The following is a 13,908-nucleotide window of genomic DNA, read 5'->3' as shown; positions in this document are numbered from 1 at the left end:
GAGGTGCCCGCCGGGGGCGACGACGCGGCCGAGGCCGAGGCCGCCGCGCTGGCCGGGGCCCACGCGTCCATGGTGCGGCTGCAGGAGGAGACGCCGGACCTGGCCCCGCACCAGGAGGCCCGCCTGCTGCGGCTGCGGGCGACCGCGCTCGGCATCCGCCTGCAGAAGACGGCCGGGGAGCGGGACCGCGCCCCGGTCCTCGCCGAGGTCGACCTGCTGCGGGACTTCGCCCTCCGGCACGGCATCGCCGGGCAGGTCTCCGGCGCCCTGCTGCTGCGCGCCAGCACGTACGCCGTCTCCGGCGACCTGCCGGGCGCGGTCACCGAGGCGGACGCCCTCGTCGAACGGCTGGAGGAGGAGGGGCCCGCCTGGCACCTGCCCCGCGCGCTCGGGCTGCGCGGCCGCCTCCGGCTCGGGCTCGCCGACGCCCGGGCCGCCCACGCGGACCTGACCGAGGCGCTGCGGCGGGCGGCCGAGTGGCCCGCCGAGGCGGTGGACACCGCACGGCTGCACGGCGACCTGGCCGAGGCGCTCATGCACCTCGGGCGCCCGGACGAGGCGCTGGGGCACCTGACGCGCTCCGCGGAGCTCGACCTGCGCCACCGCAGCCGGACCGAGGCGTACTGCACCTACAGCAACGCGGCCGGGCTCTGCCTGGACCTCGGCCGCGTCGAGGACTGCATCGCGCTGCTCGACTCGCTGCTGGCCGAGCCGGAGGCGGCGGCGGGCGAACTCGACGACCGCCTCCTCGCCCAGCTGCGGCTGACCCGGGCCCGCGCGCTGCACGCGGGCGACGACCTGAAGGCGGCGACGGCGGAGTTCGTCGCGCTGGCCGCCGAGTCGGCGGGCTGGGACGACGACCGCGGCAGCCACGCCATGATCGCCGGGGAGACGGCCGTGCTCCTCGCCGAGGCGGGGGAGTTCGACCGGGCGCGCGAGGCCATGGACCGGGCCCTGGCCGCGCATGCCGAGTCCCCGCGCCACGCTCAGCTCAGCAACTGCCTGCGGGAGGCCGCCCGGCTGCAGGCGCAGCGGCAGGGGCCCGACGGCCTGGCCGGCGCGCTCGCGTTCCTCGCGGACGCGGACCGCGTGGCCGAGGAGGCCCGCGCGGCCGGCGGCGGGACGCGGGGCCGCTCGCTGGAGACGGCGCTCGCCTACGAGTACGGGCGGGTCAACGCCTACGCCCGCGCGTACGAGGACTCCCTGGCCGCGCTGGAGCGGGCGCTCGGCCTGCTCGGCGAGCCCGGGCAGGAGGCGGAGCACGCGGGCGAGTGGGCCGAGTGCGTGCGCCTCGCGGGCGCCGTGGAGGGCATCTACCTGGAGCGGACCGGGCCCGCGCTCGCCCGGGTCGACGCGGCGGCCGCCCGGCTGACCGCGCTGGGCCACGCCGGGGCAGCGGAGTCGCTGGTCTCCCTGGCGGCGCGGCTGCGCGACGAGGAGTGAGGGGGCGCCGGACCGGGCGGGACGGGGCGTGACGCGAGAGCCGGGACGAGGTCCGGGGGCGGGGGCGGCCGTGCGGTGGCCGGGGCCGAAGGACCGACCGGTGGCCGGGGCCGGCGGGGGAGAAGGGGGAGCGCGTCGGTGCCCTCGTGTTCGCGGGCCCTCGCCGAGCCGCTCCGGCGCCTGCCGGGGCGGGGTCACCCGGTGGGCGGGCGCCTCAGCGCGTCGGCGGGGCCTTCGCCGGCGACGGCGTCCGCGGGGCCGCCGCGGCCTTCGGGGTCTTCGGAGTCTTCCTCCGGGCGCGGTAGGCGGCGGCCTTCATCTTGTTGCCACACGACTCCATCCCGCACCACTGCCGCCGCATGCCGCGCGAGCGGTCGATGTAGACGCGGGTGCACTCGGGGTTGTCGCACTCCTTGAGCAGGGGCACGTCGGGGCCGGCCAGCAGCTCGACGGCTTCCCGGGCGACCGTGGACAGGGCCTCCTGGGGCGTGGCCTCCGTCCGGCGCCCGGACGGGGTGAGCTGGGGGGCCGCGGCGGGCCCGCGGGCGGTGAGGTTCACCGTGGCCAGGGCCGGGGCGGGGTAGTCCTCGCCGCGCCGGCGGGCCGATACGAGCTCGTAGACCGCCTCGCGGACCGCGCGGGCCCGCTCGACGTCCGGCTCCGCCGCGGGCGAGACCGCGTCCACGATCCCGGACTCCACGTACCAGGCGGCCAGCCGGTCCGGTGTCGCGAACATCTCGAACCGAACCGAGCGGCGGGCCCTGAGAGTGGCGGCGAAGTCCAGGGCCGGGTTTCCGCAGACGAACACATGATTCGGATTCACGTCACCATCCTGACAGGTGACCAAGAGTGATGCAACGGCTACGCGTCACCGGTGGGCCCGGCCCGGGTGCCGGACCGGGACGGGCGCGGTCCCGGACCGGGCCGGGGAGTGGTGCCCGGCGTCGGGCGCGGCCCCGGGCCGGGGAGTGGCGCCCGGGCGGCGCGGTGGCCGCCCGGGGCCGGTGAGGCGCGGGCGGGGCCTTCAGAGGCCCAGGTCGAGAGCCAGGCAGTTGTAGTGGCTCCAGGCGCCCTCGGGGTCGTAGGCGTCGCCCGCGCCGCCCGGGCGGGCCGGCTTCTCCTCGACCATCTCCTCGAACCGGATGCGCTCGGGCAGGGCTCCGAAGCGTGCGTGACGCGCGGCCGCGGCGCCGTCCGTGATGCTCTTGCTCTCCATGGCCAGTCTCCGCTCGATCGGCGGCGGGTCGCCCCGCCGCTCCGTGTCCACCAAGCTGCCGTCTCACATGTCACCTGTCAAGGAGGTGACATGTGACGTGATGCGAACGTCCCGACCGGTGGGAGGGCCGCGGCCGGGAGGGCCGGGCCGCGGCCGTCCGGGGGCTCAGAAGTGGTCGACGTCCACCACGGCCCGGGCGAAGGCCTCGGGGGCCTCCTGGGGGACGTTGTGGCCGATGCCCGCCAGTGTCCGGTGGTCGTACGCCCCGGTGAACCTCGCCCGGTAGGAGGCCCCGTCGCCCGGCGCGGTGAACGGGTCGCGCTCGGCGTCCAGCGTGATGGTGGGCACCGCGATGGACGGGGCGGTCGCGAGCTGCTTCTCGTAGCGGTCGTAGCGGCGCTCGCCGTCGGCGAGGCTGAGCCGCCAGCGGTAGTTGTGGAGCACGATCGCCGCGTAGTCGGGGTTCTCGAAGGCCTTCGCCGTGCGCGCGAAGGTGGCGTCGTCGAAGTCCCAGGTGGGGGAGACGGTGTCCCAGACCAGCCGGCACAGGCCGTCGCGGTCCGTGGGGTCCTCCATGGCGAGCTTTCCGCGCTCGGTGGCGAAGTAGTACTGGTACCACCAGGCGTACTCGGCGGTGGGCGCCAGCGGCTTCAGGTTGGCCTCGAGGTTGGTGATCAGGTATCCGCTCACCGACACGAGGGCCTTGCAGCGCTCGGGCCAGAGCGCCGCGACGATGTCGGCGGTGCGCGAGCCCCAGTCGAAGCCCGCGAGGACGGCCTTGTCGATCCGGAGCGCGTCCATCAGGGCGATGACGTCGAGCGCCACGGCGGACTGCTGCGCGTTGCGGAACGTGTGGCCGGACAGGAAGCGCGTCGTGCCGTGGCCGCGGAGGTACGGGACGATCACGCGGTAGCCCCGCGCCGCGAGCAGCGGGGCGACGTCGACGTAGCTGTGGATGTCGTAGGGCCAGCCGTGCAGGCAGATCACCACGGGGCCGTGGGCGGGTCCGGCCTCGGCGTATCCGACGTCCAGCAGCCCGGCCCGCACCTGCTTGAGCCGGGCGAAGGAGGTGTGCGTCCCCGGCGTCCCCGCGACGGCGGCGGGAGCCGCGGGGACGGCCGGCGTGCCCGCCGCGCGCCGTGGGGCGGCCGAGGCGGAGGACATCCCGGGCAGTGCGGCGAGCGAGGCGGCGGTGGCGCCCGTGCCCAGGGCCGCGCTGAACATCCGTCGGTTGATCATGTGGGGCCCTCCGCGGGGTTCGGTGCGCCGGCGCGCCGCGCCGCGCCGGATCCGTGCCGGGGCGGCTGCTCGCGCCGCCGTCGGCGGTGTGTGCGCGACGACTGTGGCACGGGATGCGTCACCGGTCAAACAGGTGACGCACGGGGCGGGCCGGCGGTCCGGCCGCGCAGCGACGGCGAGTTCGCCGCCGGGAGGCGGGCGCGCCGACGTGCACGCGGCGGCGGGGCGGGGTCGCCCGGGCGGCGCCGGGCCCCCCGCCCACCGGGGGCGGGCGGCCTACCGGCCTGCGCAGGACACGAGTTGGCCTCTCGCGGACCTGCGGCTGAGGCTGGTGTGGCAGGCTGGCGCCGGCAGGTCGCGGGACGGCCGTGGCGGTAGTCGAGAGGGGCGGCACCATGACCCGCAAGAGCTTTCACCGCGACGAGATAGACACCAGCAAGCCGCATCCGGCGCGCATCTACGACTACTTGCTCGGCGGCAAGAACAACTACGAGCTGGACCGTGCGGCGGGCGACCGGCTGGCCGGCGCCGCCCCCGAGGTGCGCGCCGGTGTCCGGGCCAACCGCGCCTTCCTCGGGCGGGCTGTGCGCCACGTGGTCGGCACCGGCGTGCGCCAGATCCTCGACATCGGGACCGGCCTGCCCACCTCGCCCACCGTGCAGGAGATCGCGCGGGAGGTGGCGACCGGCGTGCGCATCGCGTACGTGGACAACGACCCGATCGTGAACACGTACGCCGACGCCCTGCTCGCCGGGTCCGACGGCACCGGCGTGGTGGTCGGGGACCTGCGCGATCCGGCCGCGCTGGTGGAACACCCGGACGTGCGCCGGGTCGTCGACTTCGACGAGCCCGTGGCCCTCCTCCTCGTCGCCGTCCTGCACTTCCTCACCGAGGCCGACGACCCCCGGCGCGTCGTCGCCACCCTGCGCGACGCCCTCGCCCCGGGCAGCTTCCTCGTCCTCTCGCACGCCACGGGCGACTTCGCGGACCGCCGCGAGGCGCAGGCCGTCTACGACAACGCCAGCGCAAGCCTGAATCTGCGCACGAAGGCCGAGGTCGAGCGCTTCTTCGACGGTTTCGAGCTGCTGGAACCCGGCCTGAGCGAGGTGCCGTTCTGGCGTCCGGACGCTCCGCCCCCGACCGCGCCGGGCGAGATCGGCTTCTACGGCGGTGTGGCCCGGCGGCCCTGAACCCGCCGCCCGCGCGGGCCCGCCGCCGACGGACGGCCGCGGACGGCCGCGCCCCCGGCCCCGCCCCGGACCGTCCGCCCCCGTCGCGCGCTTTTGCACGGCAATGTGACGGCTTTTACCCGCCAACCCGGCTGATTACTTGCGGGTATCCCGTTCACGGCGGCGCGCATGAGCTTTGTCACAGACCGTCCGGTCTGTCGCGCGCCGGCGGATGCCCAGGGAAATTTCTTGTGAATTCACCTCCATGGAATTCCTGTTCGCGACGCTCATTCCTCCCCTCTCCGCCCATCATGCGGAATCTCCGCCACTCCTGGTCAAGAAGGGGCGTACGGGGAGTAACGAGGCGGTGGTTTTACGGTGGTTGATGCCTGATGCCCCTTTCTTACCGGCGTGACCTTGACATCCTCCTTTTGAGCGTGGATCGCGTTCGAGGACGCGATAGCGCATCATTTACCCGGGGGTGTGCGCGCGTTCTTCGAACATCCCTATAGTTGACAGCCCATTAGCGCGCGCGTGGAGCAGGAAAGAGAGCCGATTTGAGCACCGTGGTCGCAAAGCGCTCACCACGTGCCGAGGCGCCCCGGATGCCGGAGGGACAGGTCGAGCTGGCCGAGCCCCCGGTCCTGGGTGAGCCGGCCGCCGCGGACTTCGGGTCCGCCATGATGTATCTGCCGATGGGCCTCGGCGCCGGTGCGATGGTGCTGATGTTCTCCATGCGCGGCGGCGGTCCCACGACGTACATGATGTCCGGGATGATGGCCGTGGCCATGGTCAGCATGACCGTCACGCAGATCGGCCGGGCCGGCGCGGAACGGCGCAAGCGGATGCGCGCCGAGCGCCGCGACTACCTGCGCTACCTGGCGCAGAAGCGCGCCCAGGCGCGGCAGGCCGCGGACGAGCAGCGCGCCGCCCTCCTCTGGGACAACCCCGACGCGGCCGACCTGTGGGCCCTCGCCCTCGGCGGCCGCCTGTGGGAACGGCGCCCCGCCCACGAGGACTTCGGCCGGGTCAGGATCGGGCTGGGCGTGCGCAGGGCCGCCCTGCAGTTCCTGCCGCCGCAGACCAAGCCGGTCGAGGACCTGGAACCGCTGTCCGCGATCTCGCTGCGCCGCTTCACCCGCGCCCACCAGACCGTGCCCGGCCTGCCGATACCCGTCGCACTCGGCCGTTTCACCAGCGTGGAGTTCGCGGGCGAGGCGGACGGCGCGCTCGGACTGATCCGCGCGATGGTCGCGCAGCTCGCCGTCCTGCACTCGCCGGACGAACTGCGCATCGCGGTCCTCGCCGACGAGCAGGGCCGCGCCGAGTGGGACTGGCTCAAGTGGCTGCCGCACAACGCGCACCCCTCCGAGGAGGACGACGCGGGCCCGGTGCGGCTGTGCTCGGACGACTACGACACGCTCTTCGACCTGCTGGGCACCGACGTGCAGTCCAGGCCCGACCACGACCCGGCCTCCACGCCCGGCTCGGTCGAGCCGCTGATCGTGATCATCGCGCAGGGCGTGCGGATACCCGACGGCTCGCGGGTGATCGGCGGAGGCATCCGCGGCGTGGTCCTGCTGGACGCGACCGGCGCGATGACCGGCGGCCCCAAGGTCCTGCGCCTGACGGCTCGCGGCGGCGAGGTGGAGTTCCCGAGCGGCAGCGACATGGTGACCGCCCGGGCCGACTCGCTGACCGCGAGCGGGGCCCAGCACCTGGCGCGCATCCTCGCGCCGATGCGCACCGGCGGCAGCGTCGACCTGTCGGACCAGGCCCTGGAGTCGGACTTCGACCTGACGGCGCTGCTCGGCATCCGCGACCCGTACACCTTCGACGTGCTCGGCAAGTGGCGCCCGCGCACCGAGCAGGCCGCCCGCCTGATGGTGCCGCTCGGCGTCACCGACGACGGCGAGGTCGTCCAGCTCGACATCAAGGAGTCGGCGCAGGGCGGCATGGGCCCGCACGGCCTGCTCATCGGCGCCACCGGCTCCGGCAAGAGCGAGCTGCTGCGCACGCTCGTGATGGGCCTGGTCGCCACCCACTCCTCCGAGGTGCTCAACCTGGTCCTCGTGGACTTCAAGGGCGGCGCCACGTTCCTCAACATGGACCGGCTGCCGCACACGTCGGCCGTCATCACCAACCTCGCCGACGAGATCCACCTCGTCGACCGGATGCGCGACTCCATCAACGGCGAGATGATCCGCCGCCAGGAGCTGCTGCGCGAGTCCGGCTACGCCTCCCTCTTCGACTACGAGAAGGCGCGCGGCGCGGGCGCCGAGCTGACCCCGCTGCCCTCGCTGCTGATCATCGTCGACGAGTTCTCCGAACTGCTGGCCAGCAAGCCGGAGTTCGTGGACCTGTTCGTCTCCATCGGCCGCCTCGGCCGAAGCCTCGGCGTGCACCTCCTGCTCGCCTCGCAGCGCCTCGACGAGAGCCGCATCCACAAGGTGGAGGGCCACCTCTCCTACCGGATCGCCCTGCGCACGTTCTCCTCGATGGAGTCCCGCAGCGTGATCGGCGTGTCCAACGCCTACGAGCTGCCCTCGGCGCCCGGCAACGGCTACCTGAAGGTCGACACCACCAACCTGGTCCGCTTCAAGGCGGCCTACGTCTCCGGCGCCGCGCCCGCGCCGAGCGGCACCGGCGACCCGTACGCCGTCGGCGGTGAACTCTCCACGGAGGTCGTTCCGTTCGGCCTGGCGCAGAGCGGCGAGCTGCGCTCCGCACGCGAGGAGGACGAGCTCAGCGCCCTGACCGAGGAGTCCCTGCGCGGCGCCGACGACGCCCAGGGTGTCGAGGAGAGCGACGAGAGCCTGCTCGAGGTCCTGGTGGGCCGGCTGGAGGAGAGCGGCCCGCCCGCCCGCCAGGTGTGGCTGCCGCCGCTGACGTCCCCGCCGAGCCTCGACCAGCTGCTGCCGGGCATCGTGCCGGACCCGGTGCGCGGCATGACGGCGGCCGGGCACCCGGCGCTCGGCTCGCTGCGCATCCCGCTCGGCATGGTGGACCGCCCCTTCGAGCAGCTGCGTGAGCTGCTGGTCGCGGACCTGTCCGGCGCCGACGGCCACATCGGCCTGGTGGGCGCGCCGCAGACCGGCAAGTCGACGATGCTGCGCAGCCTCATGCTGTCGCTGGCGCTCACCCACACCCCCGAGGAAGTGCAGTTCTACTGCCTCGACTTCGGCGGCGGCGGCCTGGTCTCGACCGCGGGCCTGCCGCACGTCGGCTCCGTCGCGACCCGCCTGGAGCGCGACCGGGTGCTGCGCACGGTGGCCGAGCTGACGCAGCTGCTGGAGCGGCGCGAGCAGCTGTTCACCTCGCGCGGCCTGGAGTCCATGGCGTCCTACCGCGCGCTGCGCGCGAGCGGCGAGATCGAGGACCCGTACGGCGACGTCTTCCTCGTCGTGGACGGCTGGGGCACGCTGCGCCAGGACTTCGAGGACCTGGAGCCCCGCGTCAACGAACTGGCCGCGCGCGGCCTCTCGTTCGGCCTCCACGTCGTCGCCTCGGCCGTGCGCTGGTCGGAGATCCGCTCCCGGCTGCGCGACATGCTCGGCACTAAGTTCGAGCTGCGCCTCGGCGACTCGATGGAGTCGGAGGTCGGCAACAAGGCCGCCGCGGGCGTCCCGCACCAGCCGGGCCGCGGCCTGACCTCGGCCGGGCACCACTTCCTCGCCGCCATCCCGCGCCTCGACGGCTCCTCGGAGACCGCCGACCTGACCGTCGCGACGAAGTCCGCCGTCGTCGAGATCGACACGTTCTGGACCGGCCGCTCCGCGCCCGGCGTGCGGCTGCTGCCGACCGAACTGCCGGCGTCCCAGCTGCCGCCCGCCGAGGGCGACGACGACCTGCGCGTCTGCATCGGCCTCGACGAGCAGCGCCTCGCGCCGTACTGGCACGACTTCGGCACCACACCGCACCTGATGGTGCTGGGCGACGGCGAGACCGGCAAGACCAACGCGCTGCGCCTCGTCATCGAGGGCATCACCTCGCGCTACACGCCGGACGAGGCCCGCATCATGGTCGCCGACCCCGGACGCGGCCTGCTCAAGTCCGTGCCCGAGGCGTACCGCGTCGGATACGTGGTGGACGCCGAGGCGCTCGTCCAGCTGGCGAACAACGCGGCGGTGTCCGTCGGCAAGCGCGTCCCCGGCCCGGACGTCACACCGGAGCAGCTCGAGAAGCGCGACTGGTGGTCCGGCCCCCGGCTGTTCGTCCTCATCGACGACTACGACCTGGTCACCGGCGCGCCGGGGATGTCCTCGCCGGTGGGGCCGCTGACGCAGCTCCTCGCCCAGGGCACCCACATCGGGCTGCACGTGATCGTCTCCCGCAGCACCTCGGGCGCCATGCGCGCCATGATGGACCCGATGCTGCGGCGCCTGTGGGAACTGGGCAATCCGGCCCTGCTGTTCTCCTATCCCAAGGAGGAGGGCAAGTTCCTCGGCGAGGCCAAGCCCCGCACCCTGCCCGTGGGCCGCGCCCAGCTCGTCACCCGGCGTGGCGTGCGGCTCGTCCAGACCGGTCTGGTGGCCCCCTCGTGACGGGCGGCCGGCGCGCTCCCGCGCCCCCGCCCGCCGCGCGTCCGCGCGCCACCCGCCGGTCCCTCTGCCCCTGTCCCCCTCCGTGCCCACCGGGAGCGTCATGACGACCTCGCCACCCGCGGTGTCCGTGTCCACGACCGACGTCTGCCGGATCACCGTCGAGGGCCCCAACGGCCGCGCCGACCTGGCGCTGCCGGTGGCGACCCCGCTCGCCGCGCTGCTGCCCACGCTGCTGCGGCACGTGGCCACCTCGCCCGAGCGCGCCAACGCGCCCTGGGTGCTCCAGCGCCTCGGTGAGGAGCCGCTCGACCTCGACGGCAGCCCCGACTCGCTCGGGCTGCGCCACGGCGACGTGCTCTACCTGCGGCCCGCCGACGAGCCCCTGCCGGGGCTGCAGTTCGACGACATCTCCGACGGCGTGGCCCACGCCGTCGGCAGCCGCTCCGACCTGTGGCGGCCCGAACTGACCCGGGGCCTCGGCCTCGCGGTCGCCGGTCTGGTGCTGGCCGCGCTCGGCGTCACCGCCTTCCAGGCGGGCCCGGGCATCCTCGCGACGGCCGCCTGCGCGGTCACCGCCGTCGTCCTCACCGCGTTGAGCGCGGTGCTGTCCCGGGCCGGCGCCGACCGCATCACCGCCGGCGCGGCCGGCCTCGGGGGACTGCTGTCCGCCGCGGTCGCCGGCTTCGCGCCGTTCGCCGCCGCCAAGGTGCCGGCCAACGGACTGCCCCCGGGGCGGCACGGCCACGCGGCGCTCGGGCACTTCGCGCTCGGCTCCGAAGGCCTGCTGATCGCGGCGGGCGCCGTCGCGGTGCTCGCGGGCCTGCTGCTCGCGCTGCGGGTCGTGCCGTTCACGCTGCCCGGCACGGCGCTGGTGTGCGCCGTGGCGGCCGCCGTCGGCGTGGGGGTGGCGCGGATCGGCGACCTGTCCGCCGTGCGCGCCGCCGGCATCGTCGCCGTCGCGATGTTCGTGCTCGGCCACTTCGGGCCCCGCCTGACCCTGCGCGCGGCCCGGCTGCGGGTGCCGCAACTGCCCCGTACCGCCGAGGAGCTGCAGCAGGGCATCGAGCCCGAGCCCGAGGAGACCGTGACGCGGCGGGTGCTCGCCGCCAGCTCGTACCTCAACACGCTCAGCATCTCCTCCGCGCTGGTGTACGCCGTGGCCTTCGCGGTCCTCGTGCACGAGAGCGGCTGGATCGGCTGGCTGCTGCCGCTCGTGTTCAGCGCGGCCGTGCTGCTGCGCGCCCGCGGCCTCGGCGGCGCCTTCCAGCGGGTGCCGATGACCCTCGTGGGCGCCTTCGGCCTCGCCGTCGTGGCGATCACCCGGCTCGCACCGCTCGGCACCACCGAGCGCGCCGCCGTCCTCGGCGTGCTCCTCGCCGCCGTCGGACTGCTCCTCGTCGCCGCCTGGCGGCTGCCCACCGGCCGGCTGCTGCCGGTGTGGGGCCACCTCGGCGACATCGCCGAGACCCTGACCGCCGTCGCGCTGCTGCCCCTGCTCCTGCAGGCGCTGCACGTGTACGCCTTCTTCCGCCAACTGGCCAGCTGAGGAGCGCACCGTGCAGACCCGCAAGGACCAGGTCCAGGCGTACCAGTTCGCGATGGGACGCCTCGCCACCGCGCTCGTGAGCGGCAACCCGGGCGGCGGCGACAGCCCCACCAGGCGCGCCTCCCTCGGCACGTTCTTCGGCGCCGCGATCGTCGTGCTGCTCTGCATCGGCTTCGGCGTGTACGGGCTGATCTCGCCCGTCGCGAAGACGTCGTGGAAGACGCCGGGCGCGGTCGTGGTCGAGAAGGAGAACGGCAACCGCTTCATGTACGTGGGCGGCGTGCTGCACCCCGTGCGCAACCTCGCCTCCGCGCTGCTGATCGCGGGCCGCGGCGCCGCCTCGCCGCAGAGCGTCTCCGCCAAGTCGCTGGCCGGGACGCGGATCGGCTCGCCCGTCGGCATCCCGGACGCGCCCGACGCGGTCCCCGACCCGGCGACGCTGCTCGGCGGCGCCTGGACGCGCTGCCTGCGCCCGGGCCTGCCCGGCGGGCAGGTCGTCGACTTCGCGCCCGGCTCGAACACCTCGGCCCTTCCCGACGACCGCCAGGTCCTGCTGTCCGGCGCCAAGGACGCCCGGTACGTGCTGTGGCACGGCGCCAAGTACCGCGTCGGCGACGCCGCCGTCCTGATCGCCCTCGGCATGGACGACGAGCAGGCGCTGCCCGCGCCGCAGGACTGGCTGGCCGCGCTGCCCGACGGGCCCGCGCTCGCCGCCCCGAAGATCGACGGCGCGGGACAGGCCGCCGGGCAGGTCGCCGGCAAGTCCGCGGCCGTGGGCGACCTGTTCACGACCGGCGGCACCGGCGGCTCCGCGCACTTCTACGTGATGCTCTCCGACGGCCTCGCGCCGGTCACCGCCACCGAGTCCGCGCTGATGTCCGCCGCCTCCGGCGCCACCAAGCCGCGCACGGTCACCGCGGCCGACGTCGCCGTCGCGCAGGTGTCCAAGGACCGCACGATGATGCACCGCCTGCCGGACCTCCTCGACATGCCGGCGGCCTCGGCCAAGGGCTCCGCGGTCTGCCTGCGCCAGGAGTCGAGCGGCAAGGACCTGCGCACCGGCGTCGTCCTGGAGCGCGGCAGGGCCGCCACCGGCTCCACCCGGGTGCTGCTGCCGGCCGGCAGCGGCCTCGTCGCCCTCGACCAGGCCCAGGTGGGCCGCCAGGGCGTCGTCCCGCGCCAGTTCCTCATCACCGAGGACGGCACCGAGTACGCGATCGGCGACGACCACGCGTCGGCCGCCCTCGGCTACGGCGCCGGCAACGGCCTGCCGCTGCCGGAGGACGTCCTCGCGCTGCTGCCGCGCGGTCCCGTACTGTCCCAGGCCGCCGCCGTCGCCACCGTACAGAGGGGGTAGTCGTGCACATCGGGCTCAAGCCACCCCGCCTGCTGGGCGGTCCTCTCCAGGCGAGGACCGCCGGGCACGCGCTGCTGCTCCACCACAAGGGCGAACCCGACCCGCGCGCGGTCGCGTTCGCCTCCGGGCTGGCCGCCGACACCCAGCACACGCTGGCCGTCGTCGACCTGCCGCCCGGCACGGTGGAGGCGGAGTGGGAGTCCGTGGCCAAGACACTCTCCGGCCGGACCGGAAGCGTGCGGATCGTCTTCGCCCGGCCCACCACGGCCCGCGAGTCGCGGGCCATGGGCCAGCGCCTCGCGGACCGGCTCGACCGCACCGTCGTCACGCCGGACGGCGAGGTCGTCCCGACCGTCGACGGCGGCCTGTTCATCCCCAGCGACCGGGGCATCGGCTGGCTCTCGTACCGGCCCGGGCGCGGCCCGCAGCGCGACTCGCAGCGCTTCCCGAAGCCGCCGTGGGAGTTCTCCACCTTCAGCCGCCCGTGGGAGACCAGCCCGGAGGCCACCGTCGAGCCGCTGCCGAGCGGCGTGTGGGTGCGCGGGCCGGGCCCGGGCCACAGCGCGCGCGGCCGCAAGTGGCTGATGGAGAGCCTGCCGTGCCACCCGGAGATCCTGACGGTGGTGCTCGGCACGCCGGGCGGCCCCGCGGTGCCGCTCGCGGACGTGGCACGGTTCTGGGACACGGTGCTGCCGTCGGTGCGCTCGCGCGTCCGGTTCGTGCACTACGGGCCCGTCTCGACGCCCGAGGGCCGCGCCTACGGCCAGGAGATCGCCGACCGGCTCGGGCAGCAGGTCGTCGTGTACTCGGGCATCCCCGTCGAGACGCGGACCAGCCTCCAGGCGCCCGCCGTCATCGCGCTGCACAAGGACGGCACGGCCGACTCCCGGCCGTTCGCCAGCGAGTTGATGTACTTCCCGCGCCACAGCCCGGCCGCGCGCCCCGCGCCGCCCGCGCTGTTCGGCGTGCGCCGCCCGCTCGACGGCGTGCCCGAGATCACCCCCGGTGTGTACGAGTACGCGGCCGACGCCGTCCTGGAGGTCGTGCAGAGCGGCCTGTGGATGCGTCCCGCGGCCGAGCCCGCCGACGCGGACGAGGTGCGGTGCGTGCCGGCGGGCCCCGGCCGCCTCGCGATCCTCTACGACCGCAGTACGCCCTCGACGGCGGCGCGCATGAAGGCGCTCGCCGAGGACATGCTGTGGAAGCTCGACCCGGCGACCCGCGTCACCTTCCAGGTCGCTCCCGCCGACGATCCCTGGTCCGCGTTCGGTTACGCGGACGACGGGGTGTGGTCGGTGGCCGCCGCGACGGAGACCGCGGACACCGAGACCGCGGCGCAGAGCGCCCCCGCGGCGAGCGCCGCGCGCGGCCGGGCCGAGGGCCGGGCCGGGGCC

At 74.9% G+C, this 13,908-nt stretch carries 7 protein-coding genes and 2 pseudogenes; 6 read left to right on the top strand and 3 right to left on the bottom strand.

Annotated elements, in window-relative coordinates; all coding sequences use genetic code 11:
• Window positions 1-1,443 (top strand): annotated as a pseudogene (locus L1885_RS12315) (hypothetical protein); the annotation flags it as partial.
• A 214-nt stretch (window positions 1,444-1,657) separates the two neighbouring features.
• Here the strand turns inward: L1885_RS12315 and L1885_RS12310 are convergent.
• The 3 genes from L1885_RS12310 to L1885_RS12300 all read right to left on the bottom strand — a co-directional run bounded on the left by L1885_RS12310 (window position 1,658) and on the right by L1885_RS12300 (window position 3,898).
• Window positions 1,658-2,266, bottom strand: a complete 609-nt coding sequence (locus L1885_RS12310) for a CGNR zinc finger domain-containing protein (RefSeq protein WP_235797112.1) — start codon at window positions 2,264-2,266, stop codon at window positions 1,658-1,660.
• Window positions 2,267-2,467: 201 nt separating this feature from the next.
• Window positions 2,468-2,659, bottom strand: coding sequence for a hypothetical protein (locus L1885_RS12305; RefSeq protein WP_235797111.1), 192 nt, complete (start codon window positions 2,657-2,659; stop codon window positions 2,468-2,470).
• A gap of 165 nt (window positions 2,660-2,824) precedes the next feature.
• On the bottom strand, window positions 2,825-3,898 hold the full coding sequence (locus L1885_RS12300) for an alpha/beta fold hydrolase (RefSeq protein ID WP_235797110.1): 1,074 nt from the start codon (window positions 3,896-3,898) through the stop codon (window positions 2,825-2,827).
• 395 nt (window positions 3,899-4,293) lie between these two features.
• Here L1885_RS12300 and L1885_RS12295 point away from each other — a divergent pair, with 395 nt between their 5' ends.
• From L1885_RS12295 to L1885_RS12275, 5 genes and pseudogenes are all read left to right on the top strand, one after another.
• Window positions 4,294-5,088: an SAM-dependent methyltransferase gene (locus L1885_RS12295; protein WP_235797109.1), complete on the top strand. Its 795-nt coding sequence runs from the start codon at window positions 4,294-4,296 to the stop codon at window positions 5,086-5,088.
• 584 nt (window positions 5,089-5,672) lie between these two features.
• Window positions 5,673-9,611: a type VII secretion protein EccCa gene (gene eccCa, locus L1885_RS12290; RefSeq protein WP_235797108.1), complete on the top strand. Its 3,939-nt coding sequence runs from the start codon at window positions 5,673-5,675 to the stop codon at window positions 9,609-9,611.
• A 100-nt stretch (window positions 9,612-9,711) separates the two neighbouring features.
• Complete coding sequence (gene eccD / locus L1885_RS12285; RefSeq protein ID WP_235797107.1) at window positions 9,712-11,157, top strand: type VII secretion integral membrane protein EccD; 1,446 nt, start codon at window positions 9,712-9,714, stop codon at window positions 11,155-11,157.
• Between the two features lie 10 nt (window positions 11,158-11,167).
• Window positions 11,168-12,514, top strand: coding sequence for a type VII secretion protein EccB (gene eccB, locus L1885_RS12280; RefSeq protein WP_235797106.1), 1,347 nt, complete (start codon window positions 11,168-11,170; stop codon window positions 12,512-12,514).
• 2 nt (window positions 12,515-12,516) lie between these two features.
• Window positions 12,517-13,908: pseudogene (locus tag L1885_RS12275) on the top strand (hypothetical protein); the annotation flags it as partial.

The organism is Streptomyces fuscigenes (assembly GCF_021556455.1).
Classification (GTDB): domain Bacteria; phylum Actinomycetota; class Actinomycetes; order Streptomycetales; family Streptomycetaceae; genus Streptomyces; species Streptomyces fuscigenes.
This window is presented reverse-complemented; position numbering and strand designations above follow the sequence as displayed.

Excerpts from the sequence above, each read along its gene's own strand:
- L1885_RS12305 (WP_235797111.1), bottom strand. The coding sequence starts at position 2,659 with ATGGAGAGCAAGAGCATCACGGACGGCGCCGCGGCCGCGCGTCACGCA.
- L1885_RS12300 (WP_235797110.1), bottom strand. The coding sequence starts at position 3,898 with ATGATCAACCGACGGATGTTCAGCGCGGCCCTGGGCACGGGCGCCACC.
- L1885_RS12295 (WP_235797109.1), top strand. The coding sequence starts at position 4,294 with ATGACCCGCAAGAGCTTTCACCGCGACGAGATAGACACCAGCAAGCCG.
- eccCa (WP_235797108.1), top strand. The coding sequence starts at position 5,673 with ATGCCGGAGGGACAGGTCGAGCTGGCCGAGCCCCCGGTCCTGGGTGAG.
- eccD (WP_235797107.1), top strand. The coding sequence starts at position 9,712 with ATGACGACCTCGCCACCCGCGGTGTCCGTGTCCACGACCGACGTCTGC.